We start from the raw sequence: 17,527 nt of genomic DNA on the forward strand, positions 1-17,527 counted from the left end.
GCGCAATTAAGAACCGCCGGGCCATGCCTCGTCGAGGCGTCGGCGCACCGGTGGGGGATGGTGTCGTACGGGCCTCGGTGAGAAGCGGGCCAAGTGCACGTTCACCCTCGCGCCCGTGGCGCCTCGCGTGGTCCGGACCTGCGGTGATCCTGGATCCGGTGAATGTTCCGCCAGGTTGGTGAAGTAGTATCCGGCCCGTTCGTCCGTCCGTGAATGAAGTGTGAACAGCGAGGCCGGCAAGGGAAACTGACGGTCTGACGGGCGACGGTGGACGGCCGCCGACGGCCGTTCTCGCGCGGGGGTGCGCGATGGGGCAGGGGACGAGAGCAAGGCTTACGGGGTGGATGCGGACGCGACCGACGTGCGGCACGAGCATGTGATCGATTGGCTTGAACACTCCGCCGATCTGCCGCACCTCATCGCCCGAGCGTCCGAACTCGTCCACCGTCTCGGCTACGACCCCCAGGACCTCCTCGTCCTGCCGCGGGGCGAGCTCGACCGGCGCGAACTGGGCGCCTACAGCGCGGCCTGGGCGGACGTGGTCGACGAGCAGCTCCCCGGGATACGGCGCGCCTACGAGGAGCGGATCACCGCCGCGTACCTCCAGGGTCACGAGGACGCCCGCGCCGGCCGCCGGCCTCGCCGGACCAGGCGTCCCGAGGGTGAGCGGGGCGGTGAGGTCATCCCATTGCCGTACCTCCAACTCCTGCGCCCCCCTTCGGAAGTGACGCGGGTAGAGGAGAGGGGCGAGTGGGAGCGGGCGGTGGCCGAGGGGGTGCCGGTGCCGACGGCCGGACCCGCACCCGTACCCGTGCGCAGCGACGAGGGTGACGTGTTGCCGCATCGGCGGGAGGAGCGGTCGTACGACGTCGGTGGCCGGGCCGGCTCCGTCCGCTCCGACAGCGGGTCGGGAGACGATCACGCCTACCAGGACGAGCTGCCACCCGAGCCCGGTCCTGGACTCGGCGCCGACAGCGCGCCCGCGGCCGACATCCTGCTCTCCGCCCGCGAGGTGCGGGAGAAGCGCCCGGCCGCGGTCGACCGGCGGCCGGTGCTGCGGCGCAACGGGCGGCCCAGCGTGCCCCCGCTGGCACGTGCCGTCGACACCGGAGCCGTACGGGACAAGGGTCGCCGCCAGCAGGAGCAGCCCGACGCGCAGGGGCCCCGGAGCGAGGACCGGCCCCGGCTCTCGGACAGGGCCCGCGTCCTCGCCGACGAGTTGGAGGGCAAGGGCAGGGTCTCGGGCCGGAGTCGGGACGAGCGGGAGGAGTAGACGCGGAGGCCTCGCCGAGGCTCCGGGTGTCCCCGACCATGAGGTGTATCGCCCGAGCGTCTGGCCGTCGCGGCTTCCCCGGCGACGCGGCTATCTCCTGGGGTGGAAGCGTCTATGACCGTGGGGGTCGGCCGGACCGGCCGATTGCCCAACCGGGCGGCCGCGAGAGGCCGCATGGGTCGTACAGGCGCGTGGCGGCCGTGCGGCCGGCGGGGTCACAGGGAAGCGGGCGCGCACACGTCCAAGTCGGAGGATCGACTGGGCCGTTGGGTGGCGGGAGTAAGGGAGAGGCGGCGGGGGGACCGGTGTACGTACGACCCGGCGCACCCGTCGGCCCACGGGCGCTCCTCGATGGCCTACTGCCGGTGGAAGCTCAGTCGGAGCCCGGGGATGTCCCCGTCGCCGCCTCCATCGAAATCCGCTCGTCCGCTCGACCGTGTCCCCGCCTCGCGGCCGCGGCCCCGGCGTCGGTCCCCGCCTCGTTCGGCAGGAACTGCTCCACCACCCTGACGAACATGTCCCGCCGGTCGGCGGGTACGCCCAGCAGGTCCGCGACCTCTTCCAGGGTGGGCCGGCGGCCGAACTCGGTGCCGGGGGCGGGGGAGGCCAGGGCGCCGTGGGGGTCGGCCAGTTCCTCGGCGGTCAGCCGGCCGGAGCGGATGAGCATGTCGCGGACCGGCACGCCGAGCACGCGGGCGAGGCGGCGCGTGGTCTCGAGGTCCGGCATGCTCTGGCGCTGCAGCAGACGGGTGACGGCGGCGCGGTGGACGCCCGCCTCGTCCGCGATCCGCGACTTGCCGCCGCCACGTGGACTGTCGATGTCGTAGCCGCGCTCGCGCATCAGTGCCTCGACCCACGCCGCGAACGCGTCCAGATCCTGGGTGGTCATGTCTGCTCGCTTTCTTCGGGGTGGGACCAGGTTAGCTTGCTTGCGCGCACAGAATTACGTGCTTGCGTGCAAGTAATGCGGAAAATCTGGTCGATTCGCGGAGATCCCGTGAACGCGCGGATCACCCGAACCTTCCCGCCCGACCCGGTCCCGCCCTACGGAATCCCCAACTCGAAGATCACGTAATGCGCGTACCACCCCGACGCCACCGCCGCCGTCGTGAAGAACACCACCAGGCTCGGCAGCTTCAGCCGGCTCATCGCCGCCGCCGGGGCGAGGAGCAGCGGGAAACAGGGGAGCAGGTAGCGGGAGGTGTTGCCGAACATCTGCTGGGTGCCGAGTACGGAGACGATGCCGGCCAGGGTGTAGGCGACGAGTACCAGGGGTGGCCGCTTGCGGAGCATCAGCGCGATCAGGAAGGGCAGGGCGAGGACCAGCTGTACGGCGAGCAGGTCCGGGACGGAGAAGGCGAAGATGTAGTCGTGCTTGCCTATCGCCGTGTTGCGCAGGACGTCGAAGGTGTAGTCGCCGAAGTCGAAGTAGTGGGCCCACCCGTCCTTCTGGAGCGTGAAGTACGCCGTGAGGTCGCCCATGCTGAGGCCGACCCAGGTGATGTAGGTGAGCAGTCCGAGCGGCGCGGCGCACATGGCGTACACCGGGCCCGCGACCCCGTGTTCTCGTCTGCTCTCCCGCCGCGCCAGCGTCACCAGCGCGGCCAGCCCCACGGCTCCGATGAGCGCGGCGGACGTGGGTCGGTTGAGCCCGGCCAGGAAGGCGAGCAGCCCGGCGGCCACCCAGCGGCGCTTCATCACGCAGTGGCAGGTCCAGGCCGCGATCGCCACGAACACGGACTCCGAGTACACCGCCCACTCGACGCCCGCGCCGGGCGCCACCGCCCACAGCCCGGCGGCGATCGTGCCCGCGCGGGCCCCCGCGAGCAGCGAGATCACGGCGTAGATGCCGGCGGCGGCGACGAACGACGCCAGGACCGAGACCAGGAGGCCGGACCCGAACAGGCCGAGGCCGGTGATCTCCGACACCGTCCGGATCATGCCCGGGTAGAGCGGGAAGAAGGCGACCGAGTTCTGCTTGACCGTGAACATGCCGCCCGGGTCGAGGCGCTCCAGCGGGCGGGGGTCGTACCCCTTCTCGGCGACCTGGAGGTACCACCAGCCGTCCCAGGTGCCGAGCACGTCCCACCAGTGGGCGCCACCGCCGAAGCGCGGCTTCTTCTTGTGGTACTCGCCGGCGCTCTCCAGCAGCCAGGCGAAGACGCCGAGTCCTACGAGCTTGGTGACGCCGTAGAGGGCCAGCGGGGCGACGTACGGTCGTGCTCCGGCAGGCAGCGCGAGGCGGCCGCCGGGTATTCGGGGACGCCACGCCCGCCGCTTGTCCGGTATATCGACATCCGCGGCCGCGTCACCATCTGTCGCCGCGCCGTCATCCGTCGTAGCGCCGTCGGAAATCGTGCTCATGACGGTTCCCCCCGTCCGGCCGCCGGACCCAGAGCGTGACTCACTGTCCCGGTGGTTGTGAACTGTCTGTACGTAAGATCGCGACAGACTTGCACATCCGTGTCGGGACCCGGTCGGAACCCCCGGTGTGTCTGCCGCCCGGCATTTGTTTTGACCACAGCGAATGAGGTAGGTACGCTCAAGCCTTGTGCCTGGGGTGTGCCCTGGCTCCCGTGCGTGCCTTCGAACCGCAGGGGAAGCCGTAAGCGGCCACCGTAAATCTGCGCCCTTTTCGCCTCGCGGCGGAAGTCTGCAGGCTTCGACACACCCGACCGCGTGGGTCGGCGACGTTCCAGGTTAGCTCCACCATTCGGCACACAGAAACCGGAGAAGTAGTGCCTACGATCCAGCAGCTGGTCCGGAAGGGCCGGCAGGACAAGGTCGAGAAGAACAAGACGCCCGCACTCGAGGGTTCGCCCCAGCGTCGTGGTGTCTGCACGCGTGTGTTCACGACCACCCCGAAGAAGCCGAACTCGGCCCTGCGTAAGGTCGCGCGTGTGCGTCTGACCAGCGGGATCGAGGTCACCGCCTACATTCCGGGTGAGGGACACAACCTGCAGGAGCACTCGATCGTGCTCGTGCGCGGCGGCCGTGTGAAGGACCTGCCCGGTGTTCGCTACAAGATCATCCGGGGTTCACTTGACACCCAGGGTGTCAAGAACCGCAAGCAGGCCCGCAGCCGCTACGGCGCCAAGAAGGAGAAGTAGAAATGCCTCGTAAGGGCCCCGCCCCGAAGCGCCCGGTCATCATCGACCCGGTCTACGGTTCCCCTCTGGTGACCTCCCTGATCAACAAGGTGCTGCTGAACGGCAAGCGCTCCACCGCCGAGCGCATCGTCTACGGCGCCATGGAGGGCCTGCGCGAGAAGACCGGCAACGACCCGGTCATCACGCTCAAGCGCGCTCTGGAGAACATCAAGCCGACCCTCGAGGTCAAGTCCCGCCGCGTCGGCGGTGCGACGTACCAGGTGCCGATCGAGGTCAAGCCCGGTCGCGCCAGCACGCTCGCGCTGCGCTGGCTCGTCGGTTACTCCCGCGCCCGTCGCGAGAAGACCATGACCGAGCGTCTGCTCAACGAGCTTCTCGACGCCTCCAACGGCCTTGGTGCCGCTGTGAAGAAGCGCGAGGACACCCACAAGATGGCCGAGTCCAACAAGGCCTTCGCGCACTACCGCTGGTAGTCGCTACCCACATCGAGACCGAGAGAAGACTGAGCCAGTATGGCTACCACTTCACTTGACCTGGCCAGGGTCCGCAACATCGGGATCATGGCTCACATCGACGCGGGCAAGACGACCACCACTGAGCGGATCCTCTTCTACACCGGCGTCAGCTACAAGATCGGTGAAGTCCACGACGGCGCCGCCACCATGGACTGGATGGAGCAGGAGCAGGAGCGTGGCATCACGATCACCTCTGCTGCCACCACCTGTCACTGGCCGCTCGAGGACGACGACTACACGATCAACATCATCGACACCCCCGGGCACGTCGACTTCACGGTCGAGGTGGAGCGCTCGCTGCGCGTCCTCGACGGTGCCGTCACGGTGTTCGACGGTGTCGCCGGCGTTGAGCCGCAGTCCGAGACGGTGTGGCGTCAGGCCGACCGTTACGGCGTGCCGCGCATCTGCTTCGTGAACAAGCTGGACCGTACCGGCGCCGAGTTCCACCGCTGTGTGGACATGATCAGGGACCGCCTTGGCGCCGTTCCGATCATCATGCAGCTGCCGATCGGTGCCGAGATGGACTTCAAGGGCGTTGTGGACCTGGTCCGCATGAAGGCGCTCGTGTGGTCCGCCGAGGCGGCCAAGGGCGAGATGTACGACGTCGTCGACATCCCCGCCACGCACGCCGAGGCTGCCGAGGAGTACCGCGGCAAGCTGGTCGAGACCGTCGCCGAGCACGACGACGAGATCATGGAGCTGTTCCTGGAGGGCCAGGAGCCCACCGAGGAGCAGCTGTACGCCGCGATCCGTCGCGTCACCATCGCGTCCGGCAAGTCCACCGACGTCACGGTCACCCCGGTGTTCTGTGGCACCGCGTTCAAGAACAAGGGCGTCCAGCCCCTGCTCGACGCGGTCGTGCGCTACCTGCCGACCCCGCTTGACGTCGAGGCCATCGAGGGCCACGACGTGAAGGACCCCGAGGTCGTCGTCAAGCGCAAGCCGTCCGTGGACGAGCCGCTGTCCGCGCTCGCGTTCAAGATCATGAGCGACCCGCACCTGGGCAAGCTCACCTTCGTCCGGGTCTACTCGGGCCGCCTGGAGACTGGCACCGCGGTGCTGAACTCCGTCAAGGGCAAGAAGGAGCGCATCGGCAAGATCTACCGCATGCACGCGAACAAGCGTGAGGAGATCGAGGCGGTGGGCGCCGGCGACATCGTCGCCGTCATGGGCCTGAAGCAGACCACCACCGGTGAGACGCTGTGCGACGACAAGAACCCGGTGATCCTGGAGTCCATGGACTTCCCGGCGCCGGTCATCCAGGTCGCCATCGAGCCCAAGTCCAAGGGTGACCAGGAGAAGCTGGGTGTAGCCATCCAGCGTCTCGCGGAGGAGGACCCCTCCTTCCACGTCCACTCGGACGAGGAGACGGGCCAGACCATCCTCGGCGGTATGGGCGAGCTGCACCTCGAGGTGCTGGTCGACCGTATGAAGCGCGAGTTCCGGGTCGAGGCCAACGTCGGCAAGCCGCAGGTCGCGTACCGTGAGACGATCCGTAAGGCCGTCGAGCGTCACGACTACACCCACAAGAAGCAGACCGGTGGTACCGGTCAGTTCGCCAAGGTGCAGATCGCGATCGAGCCGATCACCGAGACCGATGGTCCGGCGTACGAGTTCGTGAACAAGGTCACCGGTGGCCGTATCCCGCGGGAGTACATCCCGTCGGTGGACGCCGGTGCGCAGGAGGCCATGCAGTTCGGCATCCTGGCCGGGTACGAGATGACGGGCGTCCGCGTCACTCTTCTCGACGGTGGCTACCACGAGGTCGACTCCTCCGAGCTCGCCTTCAAGATCGCCGGATCGCAGGCCTTCAAGGAGGCCGCGCGCAAGGCGTCCCCCGTGCTCCTTGAGCCGATGATGGCCGTCGAGGTCACCACGCCCGAGGACTACATGGGTGAGGTCATCGGCGACATCAACTCCCGCCGTGGTCAGATCCAGGCCATGGAGGAGCGTGCCGGTGCCCGCGTCGTGAAGGGCCTCGTGCCCCTCTCGGAGATGTTCGGCTACGTCGGCGACCTCCGCAGCAAGACCTCGGGTCGCGCAAGCTACTCGATGCAGTTCGACTCCTACGCCGAGGTTCCCCGGAACGTCGCCGAGGAGATCATCGCGAAGGCCAAGGGCGAGTAACACACCCCGTTTGCACGCTTTAGGCTTGACACCGACCGCCGGGGCAGACCCGGGAGGGAAAACCCCGGCGGGCGGCATCCCAGCAAAGATCACCTGGCGCCGATGAGTAAGGCGTACCAGAACCACTCCGCAGGAGGACCCCAGTGGCGAAGGCAAAGTTCGAGCGGACTAAGCCGCACGTCAACATCGGCACCATCGGTCACATCGACCACGGTAAGACGACCCTCACGGCCGCCATTACCAAGGTGCTGCACGACGCGTACCCGGACCTGAACGAGGCCTCGGCCTTCGACCAGATCGACAAGGCTCCTGAGGAGCGCCAGCGCGGTATCACGATCTCGATCGCGCACGTCGAGTACCAGACCGAGACGCGTCACTACGCCCACGTCGACTGCCCCGGTCACGCGGACTACATCAAGAACATGATCACGGGTGCGGCGCAGATGGACGGCGCCATCCTCGTGGTCGCGGCCACCGACGGCCCGATGCCGCAGACCAAGGAGCACGTGCTCCTGGCCCGCCAGGTCGGCGTTCCGTACATCGTCGTCGCCCTGAACAAGGCCGACATGGTGGACGACGAGGAGATCCTGGAGCTCGTCGAGCTCGAGGTTCGTGAGCTGCTCTCCGAGTACGAGTTCCCGGGCGACGACCTTCCGGTCGTCAAGGTCTCGGCGCTCAAGGCCCTTGAGGGCGACAAGGAGTGGGGCCAGACCGTCCTCGACCTGATGAAGGCCGTCGACGAGAACATCCCGCAGCCCGAGCGTGACGTCGAGAAGCCGTTCCTCATGCCCATCGAGGACGTCTTCACGATCACCGGTCGCGGTACGGTCGTCACCGGCCGTATCGAGCGTGGTGTCCTCAAGGTCAACGAGACCGTCGACATCGTCGGCATCAAGACCGAGAAGACCACCACCACGGTCACCGGCATCGAGATGTTCCGCAAGCTGCTCGACGAGGGCCAGGCCGGTGAGAACGTCGGTCTGCTCCTCCGTGGCATCAAGCGCGAGGACGTCGAGCGCGGCCAGGTCATCATCAAGCCCGGTTCGGTCACGCCGCACACCGAGTTCGAGGCCCAGTCGTACATCCTGTCCAAGGACGAGGGTGGCCGTCACACGCCGTTCTTCAACAACTACCGTCCGCAGTTCTACTTCCGTACGACTGACGTGACCGGTGTTGTGACCCTCCCCGAGGGCACCGAGATGGTCATGCCGGGTGACAACACCCAGATGACCGTTTCGCTCATCCAGCCCGTCGCCATGGAGGAGGGCCTGAAGTTCGCCATCCGTGAGGGTGGCCGGACCGTGGGCGCCGGCCAGGTCGTCAAGATCAACAAGTAGTTCTTGTTGGCTTGAACGCCTGGTAGCTCCTTCGAGAGCTCCTGAAGGGGCCCGTACGACTTCGGTCGTACGGGCCCCTTTGCTGTGCCCTCTACCAGGTCACCGGCAGAGCGCGTGGGCCACGGATCATCGTCCGCTGCCGCCAGGGAACCTGGTCCGCCGGCACGGCCAGGCGCAGGCCCGGCAGACGGTCGAGGAGGGTGTTGATCAGGAGCTCGGTCTGCATACGGGCGAGGACGGCGCCCGTGCAGAAGTGCGGGCCGTTGCCGAAGGCGAGATGCGCGCTGGTGTCCCGGTCGATGTCGATGCGGTCGGGGTCGGGGAAGACGTCCGGGTCGCGGTTGGCGGCGAGGTAGGAGACGTAGACGGGGTCGCCCGCGCTGATCCGCACGCCCTGGATGTCGATGTCCTCCAGGGCGATCCTGGCCAGGCCGACCGAGGTGCGGTGCGGGATGAAGCGCAGGAGTTCGTCGATGGCGGCGGGGCGCGACTCGGGCTGGCAGCGCAGGCGGTCGAGCAGCTCGGGGTCGGTCAGGACGAGGTAGAGCATCTGGCCGCAGTTGTGGGTGACGGCCTCTCCGCCGATCTGGAGGGGGCCGGCGATGCCGATGGCCTCCGCCTCGCTGATGTCACCGCGTCCGACGGCGGCGCCGAGCAGGGAGAGCACGTCCTCGCTGTCGCTCCGGCTCCGGTCGCGGATGGCCTGCGCGATGTACCCGTACATGCCGTCCTTCGCGCGCTCGGCGGCCTCGGCGCCGCCCGCGGTGGAGATGATCTGCCGGGTCCAGGCGTGGATCTGCTCCCGGTCGGCCTCGGGTACACCCATGACCTCGCAGACGACGGAGATGGGGAACGGTTCGAGGACCCGCTCGATGAGGTCGGAGGGGGGACCGTCGTGGAGCACGCCGTCGACGAGTGCGTCGAGCGTCTCCTGCGCGCGCGGCCGCAGCCGCTTCACGGCTCCCACGGTGTACGCGGCTGCCACCGCCTTGCGCAGCCGGTTGTGGTCGGGCTGGTCGGCGAACGCCAGCGACCCCGGCTTCGGCTTGAAGTGCGGTGCGATACGGGTGACTTGGCGGTCGACGACCTCGGCACGGCTGAACCGCGGGTCGTTCGTGATCATCTTGACGTCGTCGTGGCGGGTGGCGAGCCACGCCCAGCCCTCCCCGTGGGGGAGGCGGATCCGGGTCATCGGCCCCTCGCGCATCAGCTCCGCGAGCACGGGGTCGAAGTCGGTCGCGTGCAGCTCGCGGGGCGGCCAGTCCCGTACGGGGGGAGGGGCCTGGCCGGTCAGGGTGGTGGTGTCTTCTGCCATGGGTCCACCATCGATCGGCGGGGGCCGGGTGTCGCGTGGGAGTGGTCCAGGCGGAGGTGCAGAACAGTGAGCTCGTGCTGCTTCACGGGCGACACCATGTCGTGGACGATCCCTTCCTTAAGGATCGTCACAGGATGCTAGGCGGCCTCCAAGTCGGTACGGCAGCCGCGGCAGCGGCCGGGTTCGGGGGCCCGGAAGGCGCGGTCGCAGCCGTCGCAGTTCTGGAGCGGGGACGGGCGGGCGATCAGTGGGGCTGTGGGCAGGTGGGGTGGGAGGAGTTCTGTGAGGCGGTGGGAGAGGAGGGCCGCCGGGTGGTGCAGGGGCTCGCGGGGGAGGCTTGCCGTGAGGGTGCGGCGTACGGCTTCGGGGGCGGCGCCGCGTTCCAGCCAGGTGGTTACGGCCGGGGCGAGGCGGTGTACGTCCCGTTCGGGTAGGAGGAGACGGGGATCATCGCGGTGCAGCCCCGCGAGGAGTGCGACAGCCGTGTGGTGGCCGGCTGTGGGGTGATCGTGGCCGCGGCTGAGCTTGCCCGGCTCGGGGAGCGGAGGCCTTGGCACGGGTGCTGCCTTCGAGGGCTTCGGCAGAGGGCGTACGGGGGTGGAGGCGGGCTTCCGGTGAGGAGCGGGCCTGGGTTTCGGGGTGACGTCGAGCCCTCGCGGCTGGTTGTACGACACCGTGTGCGTGACGACCCGGCCGCTCGGGAGGCGTTCCCGCGTGCGGGTCAGATAGCCGTGCGCCTCCAGCTCCCGCAGGGCCGCCGCGATCCTTGTCTCTCCCTCGGGGAAACGGGCGGCGAGCGTCTTGATGTCGACGCGGGTACCGGCGGGCAGCGACTGGATGTGGGCGGCCAGGCCGATCGCGGTGAGGGACAGCTCGCGGTGCTGTACGAGATGGTTGCCGACCACCGTGTAGCGGGTGGTGAGGCGGATGTTGTCGTGGGTGATGCCCCGCCGAATCAGGGGCTGGGCGCACGGGGGCGCGCTAGGGTTCTGCTTATCCATCGGGAAGGTCTTGCTTCCTTGTTGGTCAGGCCCTCGATCGGGATGCCAGTCCCGGCCGGGGGCCGTCGTATTTCCGCGGGTGTTGGTCACTCGGCGGTTGTTCGTCGCGGGCAGCATATGCCCGCCAACGGGCCGGAAATCCAGCTGAGTTGCTGATCGTCACTCTTGCGAGTGATGGCCGACGGCGGGGAGGCTGGAGGGGTTGGGTGGGGTAATTGCCTCGGGATTTAAAGCCTTTGATGCCGCGCGCCGCCGCCGCGTCGTCCACCGGGGCGGGACGGTCCGCGCTTCGGTGGTAGCGACGTTCAACTCCGCGCCCGGGCCCGCCATCGAGGGCGGGCTTCGTGGCGTACGCCTCTCCGAGTTGACGTGGCCGCCTGCGCCCTCTCCTGTAAATTCGCTGATGCGTACGACAGTTGATGAGACAGGCGTGACGGGGGTTGCGGCGTGGCGGGGAATCGGCCGAGTGACTGGCATGTCCTGGATCTGGACAAGGATCCGACGCCGGGTGATCCGGACCGGGTGCGGTCGCTTGCCAAGAACTTGCAGGATTTCGCTGATGATGTCGGGGATGCGCTGCGTCTGATCAAGGGGATGGCGGACGAGGAAGCGGTCCTGCAGTGGGCGGGGAAGTCCGCCAAGGCGTTCCAGGATCAGTTCTCGGGTGTGCCGAAGCAGCTGAAGAAGCTGCGGACGTCGTACGACATGGCGGGGGGTGCGCTGGCGGCGTACTGGCCGAAGCTGGAGCGGGCGCAGGCTCTGGCCGACCGGGCGCTGGCCAACGGCCGTGCCGCCCAGAGCGACCTGTCCTCCGCCAAGTCGCGTCTGTCCTCGGCTGATTCGTGGGTGACGAGGGCCGGCAAGGAGGCGGACAAGTACAAGGACGATCCGACCGGCAGCAAGAGCACCGAGAAGCCGGACGAGGCGAAGGTCCGGGCAGCTACCCGGGATGCGCAGCACGCCAAGTCCGCCCAGACGTCCGCCCAGTCGGACGTGTCGTCCGCGCAGGATGCCCTGGATGCGGCGAAGAAGATGGCGGCGGATGCCCGGAAGATGCGGGAGGACGCGGCGAAGGAGGCCAAGGACAAGATCGACGAGGCTTCGGATGCGGGGATCCGGAACCGGAAGTGGTGGGAGGAGGTCGGGGACTGGTTCTCCGACAACTGGGACACCATTGTCACGGTTTGCAAGGTCGTCGTCGCCGTGGTCGGCATCATCGCGCTGATCATCGGTGGCCCGATTCTCGGTGCGATCGTCCTGATCGCCGCCCTCGTCGTCCTCGCGGACACCCTCAACAAATACGCGAAGGGCCAGGCCTCCCTCTGGGACGTGGCGTTCGCGGCGCTGGACTGCATACCTGGCATGAAGGGCCTGACCACCCTCGGCGGACTCGCCAAGGGACTCAAAGGCGGCATGGCCGCGATGAAGGGACTCAGGGGCGGCCTGAAAGGCATGGGCCTCGCCGCGCGCGGTCTCGGTAAATCGGCCCGCGGTGCGATTGCGGACGGTGCGAAGGGCGCCTACAACCGGGCCAAGAACGTGGTGCGCTCCAAGGGCAGTGACCCGATCGACATGGCCACCGGGGCGATGTTCCTGCCGGAGACCGACGTCACGCTGGCCGCAAGCCTGCCGCTGGCCTTCACCCGCCGGGCAGCCTCGACCTACCGCACCGGCTGGTGGTTCGGCCCCACCTGGGCCTCCACCATCGACCAGCGCCTCGAAATCGACGAGGACGGCATCGTCTTCGTCACCGAGGACGGGCTGCTCCTCTCCTACGCCCACCCCACCGGTACGCAGCACCAGGTGCTCCCGGAGGCCGGCCCCCGCCACGGTCTCATCCGCCTCGACAACGGCGGCTACCGCGTCGAAGACTCCCTCACCGGGGCCACCCGCCGCTTCGGGTCCACCGTCGACGGCATCGCCCTGCTGGAGCGAATATCCGACCGCAACGGCGACACCATCGACTTTGACTACGCCCCCGACGGAACCCCGCTCGCGATCCGGCATTCCGGCGGGTACCACCTCAAGCTGACTGTTGTCGACGGCCGTGTCACGGCCCTCCACCTGGCCGGGGCGGGCGAGAAGGGATCCGACCTCGAACTGCGCCGGTACGAGTACTCGGACGACTGCCTCACCACGGTCATCAACGCCACAGGCCATCCGATGGGGTTCACCTACGACGAGCGCTATCGCATCACGTCCTGGACCGACCGCAACGGCCGCAGCTACTCCTACGCGTACGACACGGCGGACCGCTGCGTGGCGGAGGGTGGCGAGGCCGGCCACATCAGCCTCACCCTGGACTACGACGGCACCGACCCGGCCTGGCCCGGTGCCAGGATCACCACCCTCACCACCGCCGAGGGCGCCGTCAGCAGGTTCGTCGTCAACGACAACTGCCAGGTCGTCGCAGAGATCGACCCGCTCGGCGGCACAACCCGTACCGCCTGGGACGAGCACCACCACCTGACGTCCTGGACGGACCAGCTCGGCCACACCACGGGCAAGACCTACGACGCTCTCGGCCGTCTCCTGGACGTCATACGTCCGGACGGCGCGACGGTCCGTCTCGCGTATGACGCTCAGGGGAACCCCGTTGCCATCACCGGCACCGACGGGCACGTCCAGCGCCGGGAGTACGACGCCCGCGGCAACTGCGTCACGATCGTCAAGCCCGGTGGCGCCACGACCCGGTACACCTACGACGACGCCGGTCACCTCTCCACGGTCACGGATCCCACGGGACACGTCACCCGCGTGCGATGCGACCCGGCCGGTCTGGCCGAGCAGGTCACCGACCCCCTGGGCGGTGTCACGCGCTACACCCACGACGCCTTCGGCCGGGTGGCGGGCGTCACCGATCCCCTGGGCAACCCGACCCGTATGGAATGGGGTGCGGACGGCGAACTGCTGCGGCGCACCGGCGCGGACGGGCAGGCGGAGGCGTGGACGTACGACGCCGAGGGCAACCGGACCAGCCACACCGATGCCATGGGGGCCGTGACACGGTTCGAGTACACCCATTTCAACCTGCTCGCGGCGCGGACCGGCCCCGACGAAGTCCGCCACGACTTCGAGTACGACCCCTCGCTGCGGCTGCTCGGCGTGAGCCGCCCGGACGGACAGCGCTGGAGCTATCGGTACGACGACGCGGGGCGGCTCGTATCGGAGACCGATTTCGACGGCCGCACACAGACCTACGGCCATGACGCCAATGGCCAGGTCATCCTGCGTGCCAACGCCCTTGGGCAGACGGTTCGCATCACACGGGACGTGTTCGGGCGCGTGGTCGGCAAGGACGCCGAGGGCGCGGTCAGCACGTACACCTACGACCTGAACGACCGGCTCTGCGCGGCCGGGGGCCCTGACGCAACCGTGACGCTGCGGCGGGATCCGCAAGGGCGCCTGGTCTCGGAGACGGTCAACGGCCGGACCATCAGCTTCACCCACGATGCCGCAGGCCGACCGCTGAGCCGCACCACTCCCGCCGGTGCGACGAGTACATGGGGCTACGACGGTCGTGGTGACCTCGCCCGGCTGCATACAGCAGGCCGCACCCTCGACTTCGACCATGACGCGGCGGGGCGGCTGCTGTCCCTCGACGTGGACGATGCTCTGTCGCTGACGCGTGCGTACGACGGCCTCGGGAGAGTCGTCGCGCAGGCGGTCACCACCGGTGAGGGCCGCACGGTGCGTGACCGTTCCTACCGCTACCGCGTGGACGGACACCTTGTCGCGATCGACGGCCCGAACGGTGAGAGCCGCACCTTCGACCTGGACGCGGCCGGCCGCACCACGGCCGTCCGGGCAGAGGGATGGACGGAGTCCTACACCTACGACGAGGACGGTGCCCAGACGACCGCCGCCTGGCCCGGCCGGCATCCCGGCCAAGCGGCTGCGGGCCGGCGCCACACCGAGGGTGCGCGGCTGTTCCGGGCCGGTGACACCCGCTACTCCTACGACGCCCAGGGGCGGGTCGTCCGCCGCCACCGCACCCGCCTCTCGCGCAAGCCCGAGATCTGGACGTACACCTGGGACGCGGAGGACCGGCTGGTCTCCGTCCGCACTCCCGACGGCACACTGTGGCGGTACCGGTACGACCCGATGGGGCGCCGTATCGCCAAACAACGGATCGGCGCGGACGGCTCCACCGTGGTGGAGCAGACCGATTTCACCTGGGACGGCAGCACCCTCTGCGAGCAGCTCACCACCGACTCATCGCGCCCGCACTCGGTGGCCCTGTCCTGGGACCACGACGGGCTGCGGCCCATCGCCCAGACCGAACGGCTTCTCACCGCCTCGCGCGAGGAGATCGACGCGCGATTCTTCGCCATCGCCACCGATCTCTCGGGCGCTCCCACCGAACTGGTCGGTGAGGACGGTCGTATCGCCTGGCAGGCGCGGAGCACTCTGTGGGGCGTGACCGCCTGGAACAGCGGGAGCAGTGCCCATACACCGCTGCGCTTCCCGGGGCAGTACCACGACGCGGAGACGGGTCTTCACTACAACGTCCACCGCTACTACGACCCGGAGACGGCCCGCTACGCCACCCCCGACCCGCTGGGTCTGGGTCCTTCCCCCAACCCGTTCCTCTACGTCCTCGACCCCCTGCTTCATACCGACCCGCTCGGTCTCTACGAGATCGGGAAACCGGACGCCGCGAGCCAGGCGGGCAACCTGCCGATGCTCGCCGACAAGATCGCCGCCCACGGTGACATCAAGAACCGGGGGATCCCGGGCGTCGACGACCTGGACGTCGCGGAGCACCTGGAGGACCTGATGACGAACACGCAGGGAATCCGGATGCGCAGCACCACGTCGGGCAACGCCCGCTTCGCCTGGTGGGACGACGCGACCGGGACGATGCTGATCCGCGAAGGGGACAATGGCACCTTCATGCAGCCCGATGACGGCTACGAGTACTTCCTGAAACAGCTGAAGGAGTGAATGGATTCGTGGGCGAAGCGGAGCGCGGCAGGGCTCGGCGGGGCAGTAGGCGTGCACCGTACGACGTGTTCTGGGCGGCGCCGGAAAGCAGGGCTGTGTGGGCCGAGTTGCCCGAGCCGGTCCTTGCGGCGATCGCCCGCCTCGACGCGGAGCGGCTGGAGTTGGAGCGGTCGCGGGTCGCGCCGCAGTTGCGGGAGAAGATAACGGCTCCCGTGTACTCGGTGGCGGACCGGTTCGCGTCCTGGGAGCGCGTGGTGGGCAGGATGGAGCCGGGCTGGTCGAGCGAGGACTTCTATCCCGTCAGCGCCTACGACAACGACCTGGACTCCCGGGACACCCTGGACGACTTGATGCAGGTGCTGCCCACCGAGGCGCGCGAAGGTGCCCTGGGGCGGCTGCTGGAGCGGCTGGACGCGCGCTTTCGCGCAGCGAGTGTCCCCGACCCGGAACTCACCCTTCGCCCCTGGGTACGTCCGACCAAGGAGAAGCCCGAGGCCGAGCTCGGGGAGTGGTGGAAGCGCAAGCCGGTGCGCGAGCCCTGGGACTGAGCAGAGTGAGGGGAGGGAGATCGGTCATGGCGTCCGAATGGGCTTGGGAAAGCGGTGAGGGCCTGCTGGGTATCGACGACCCTGCCGAGGTGGACGCGGCGTTCGAGCGCGGCGAGGAGCATCTCGGGACGGCGGTGATCGGGTTGGCCTTCAACTGCTCTCTGGCCGAGGCCTCACCCCGCATCGTCAGGGCGATGCAGTTGTCGGACCGCGATCAGCGGGGGTTCGCGTTCACCGCGGCGGGCACAGCGGCCCGACTCAACGGCGAGCTGACACCAGAGCTGTACGCCGCGCTGCGGGCAGAAGGCCCCGGCCGCAGGAGCATCGCCGAGAACGCCATCGACGACACCCTCGACTACGTGCCGTTCCGGCAACTGCCGCTGTGGCTCAAGTGGTGGAAGGTCGTGTCAAAGGTGCTGGACAAGCTGGAGACCTGGCGGCTGGAGTCCGCGTACGCGGCCGGTGACGCCTGGAAGGCCCTGCGCCGATGCCGCTCCTGAGCGTGTGATGGCAGCAGAGTCCTGGGACGAGGCCAAGCGAAGGTACCCCGTGGGGGCAACCGCTCGGGGAAGGGTGAAGGACCGATTCGACTTCGGTGTCTTCCTGGAGCTCGAGGACGCTCCCGAGGCTTACGGCTTCATCGACCTCCTGTCGTACAACCCGGACGGCACGATCAACGACCCCGACGCTCCGCCCGTCCCGCTGCCCGAGGTCGGGGACGTCGTCGAGGGAGTCGTCGCAATGCACGTAGACCGCGACCGGCAGATCCGGATCCGCGTCGGCCGTCCGTATTGGGAGTGGTGATTCCCATGGGCCGGACGTCCCCACAGGGCGAGCTCGGGGACTGGAACTGGCCGCCCGAGCGGGACGGCACCGCTCGGACCGCCGAGTTCCTGATGCGCCTCGATGAAGGGATGCTCGAATACTTTCGCGAGATGGCAAGCGAAATGGTGGGGCGGTTCGGGATCTCCCGTGCCGAGGCGGTGGCCAGGATCAACGAGAGATACCAGGGCCTGGAGATCGAGCCCTACCCCGACCTCATGTGTCACGAGTTCCCGGAATTCTGGGCCCACGGTGTGTATTACCACCCCGACGAAAGGGATCGGCTTCCGACGGGCGACGTAGACGCGGACGCGGTCATCGACTTCACGCGACTGCGGGTCCGCCCGCTGCCGCCCCAGGACTCATCCGTCTGGACCTTGCGGCCCGAGTAGGCGCCCGCTTCCCGGAGTTGAAGCTTCCGCCTTCGTCAAGTGAAGCGTCGGGGAACGCCGTACGGCGTCTCGGTGGCGGTTTCGGCAACTGTGGGTCTCGCGCGTGAGTAATGTTCTTGTCTGGTCGCTGTGGGGTGGTT

The 17,527-nt window shown here is 68.5% G+C and carries 14 protein-coding genes; 10 read left to right on the plus strand and 4 right to left on the minus strand.

Annotation, left to right across the window (positions count from 1 at the left end):
- Positions 1 to 340 precede the first annotated feature (340 nt).
- Positions 341 to 1,273 (plus strand): hypothetical protein, encoded by a 933-nt coding sequence (locus tag OG219_RS28905; RefSeq protein WP_266831304.1) that lies wholly within the window; start codon positions 341 to 343, stop codon positions 1,271 to 1,273.
- 373 nt (positions 1,274 to 1,646) lie between these two features.
- Here OG219_RS28905 and OG219_RS28910 read toward each other — a convergent pair whose 3' ends face one another.
- Positions 1,647 to 2,162 (minus strand): helix-turn-helix transcriptional regulator, encoded by a 516-nt coding sequence (locus tag OG219_RS28910; RefSeq protein ID WP_266831306.1) that lies wholly within the window; start codon positions 2,160 to 2,162, stop codon positions 1,647 to 1,649.
- 155 nt (positions 2,163 to 2,317) lie between these two features.
- Entirely contained in the window at positions 2,318 to 3,637 is a 1,320-nt protein-coding gene (locus tag OG219_RS28915; protein WP_266831308.1) for a glycosyltransferase family 39 protein, read from the minus strand.
- A gap of 374 nt (positions 3,638 to 4,011) precedes the next feature.
- Between OG219_RS28915 and rpsL the strand changes: the two genes are divergently transcribed.
- The 4 genes from rpsL to tuf all read left to right on the plus strand — a co-directional run bounded on the left by rpsL (position 4,012) and on the right by tuf (position 8,362).
- Positions 4,012 to 4,383 carry a 30S ribosomal protein S12 gene (rpsL, locus tag OG219_RS28920; protein WP_003948652.1) on the plus strand — a complete coding sequence of 124 codons (372 nt, stop codon included), beginning with the start codon at positions 4,012 to 4,014 and terminating at the stop codon, positions 4,381 to 4,383.
- A gap of 2 nt (positions 4,384 to 4,385) precedes the next feature.
- Positions 4,386 to 4,856 (plus strand): 30S ribosomal protein S7, encoded by a 471-nt coding sequence (rpsG, locus tag OG219_RS28925; protein ID WP_081218873.1) that lies wholly within the window; start codon positions 4,386 to 4,388, stop codon positions 4,854 to 4,856.
- 39 nt (positions 4,857 to 4,895) lie between these two features.
- Positions 4,896 to 7,025, plus strand: a complete 2,130-nt coding sequence (gene fusA, locus OG219_RS28930; protein WP_266831311.1) for an elongation factor G — start codon at positions 4,896 to 4,898, stop codon at positions 7,023 to 7,025.
- 143 nt (positions 7,026 to 7,168) lie between these two features.
- Entirely contained in the window at positions 7,169 to 8,362 is a 1,194-nt protein-coding gene (gene tuf / locus OG219_RS28935) for an elongation factor Tu (RefSeq protein WP_266831313.1), read from the plus strand.
- Positions 8,363 to 8,453: 91 nt separating this feature from the next.
- Here the strand turns inward: tuf and OG219_RS28940 are convergent, their stop codons facing one another.
- Together OG219_RS28940 and OG219_RS28945 are read right to left on the minus strand one after the other, a co-directional pair.
- Entirely contained in the window at positions 8,454 to 9,677 is a 1,224-nt protein-coding gene (locus OG219_RS28940) for a cytochrome P450 (RefSeq protein WP_266831315.1), read from the minus strand.
- A gap of 137 nt (positions 9,678 to 9,814) precedes the next feature.
- The gene (locus OG219_RS28945) at positions 9,815 to 10,678 is read right to left on the minus strand and encodes a helix-turn-helix domain-containing protein (RefSeq protein WP_266831317.1); all 864 of its coding nucleotides are present in this window, start codon (positions 10,676 to 10,678) and stop codon (positions 9,815 to 9,817) included.
- A gap of 447 nt (positions 10,679 to 11,125) precedes the next feature.
- On the opposite strand from OG219_RS28945, the gene OG219_RS28950 reads away from it, so the two are divergent.
- From OG219_RS28950 to OG219_RS28970, 5 genes are all read left to right on the plus strand, one after another.
- On the plus strand, positions 11,126 to 15,625 hold the full coding sequence (locus tag OG219_RS28950; RefSeq protein ID WP_323183306.1) for an RHS repeat-associated core domain-containing protein: 4,500 nt from the start codon (positions 11,126 to 11,128) through the stop codon (positions 15,623 to 15,625).
- 8 nt (positions 15,626 to 15,633) lie between these two features.
- Entirely contained in the window at positions 15,634 to 16,173 is a 540-nt protein-coding gene (locus OG219_RS28955) for a hypothetical protein (RefSeq protein ID WP_266831321.1), read from the plus strand.
- A gap of 26 nt (positions 16,174 to 16,199) precedes the next feature.
- Entirely contained in the window at positions 16,200 to 16,673 is a 474-nt protein-coding gene (locus OG219_RS28960) for a hypothetical protein (RefSeq protein ID WP_266831323.1), read from the plus strand.
- A 73-nt stretch (positions 16,674 to 16,746) separates the two neighbouring features.
- The gene (locus OG219_RS28965; protein ID WP_266831325.1) at positions 16,747 to 16,977 is read left to right on the plus strand and encodes a hypothetical protein; all 231 of its coding nucleotides are present in this window, start codon (positions 16,747 to 16,749) and stop codon (positions 16,975 to 16,977) included.
- Between the two features lie 5 nt (positions 16,978 to 16,982).
- Positions 16,983 to 17,387, plus strand: a complete 405-nt coding sequence (locus OG219_RS28970; protein WP_266831327.1) for a hypothetical protein — start codon at positions 16,983 to 16,985, stop codon at positions 17,385 to 17,387.
- The last annotated feature ends 140 nt before the right edge of the window (positions 17,388 to 17,527 follow it).

The sequence above is a fragment of the Streptomyces sp. NBC_00038 genome, from assembly GCF_026343635.1.
Classification (GTDB): Bacteria; Actinomycetota; Actinomycetes; order Streptomycetales; family Streptomycetaceae; genus Streptomyces.

Coding starts and splice junctions, on each gene's coding strand:
- OG219_RS28910 (WP_266831306.1), bottom strand. CDS start 2,162: ATGACCACCCAGGATCTGGACGCGTTCGCGGCGTGGGTCGAGGCACTG.
- OG219_RS28915 (WP_266831308.1), bottom strand. CDS start 3,637: ATGAGCACGATTTCCGACGGCGCTACGACGGATGACGGCGCGGCGACA.
- rpsG (WP_081218873.1), top strand. CDS start 4,386: ATGCCTCGTAAGGGCCCCGCCCCGAAGCGCCCGGTCATCATCGACCCG.
- fusA (WP_266831311.1), top strand. CDS start 4,896: ATGGCTACCACTTCACTTGACCTGGCCAGGGTCCGCAACATCGGGATC.
- OG219_RS28940 (WP_266831315.1), bottom strand. CDS start 9,677: ATGGCAGAAGACACCACCACCCTGACCGGCCAGGCCCCTCCCCCCGTA.
- OG219_RS28945 (WP_266831317.1), bottom strand. CDS start 10,678: ATGGATAAGCAGAACCCTAGCGCGCCCCCGTGCGCCCAGCCCCTGATT.
- OG219_RS28960 (WP_266831323.1), top strand. CDS start 16,200: ATGGCGTCCGAATGGGCTTGGGAAAGCGGTGAGGGCCTGCTGGGTATC.
- OG219_RS28970 (WP_266831327.1), top strand. CDS start 16,983: ATGGGCCGGACGTCCCCACAGGGCGAGCTCGGGGACTGGAACTGGCCG.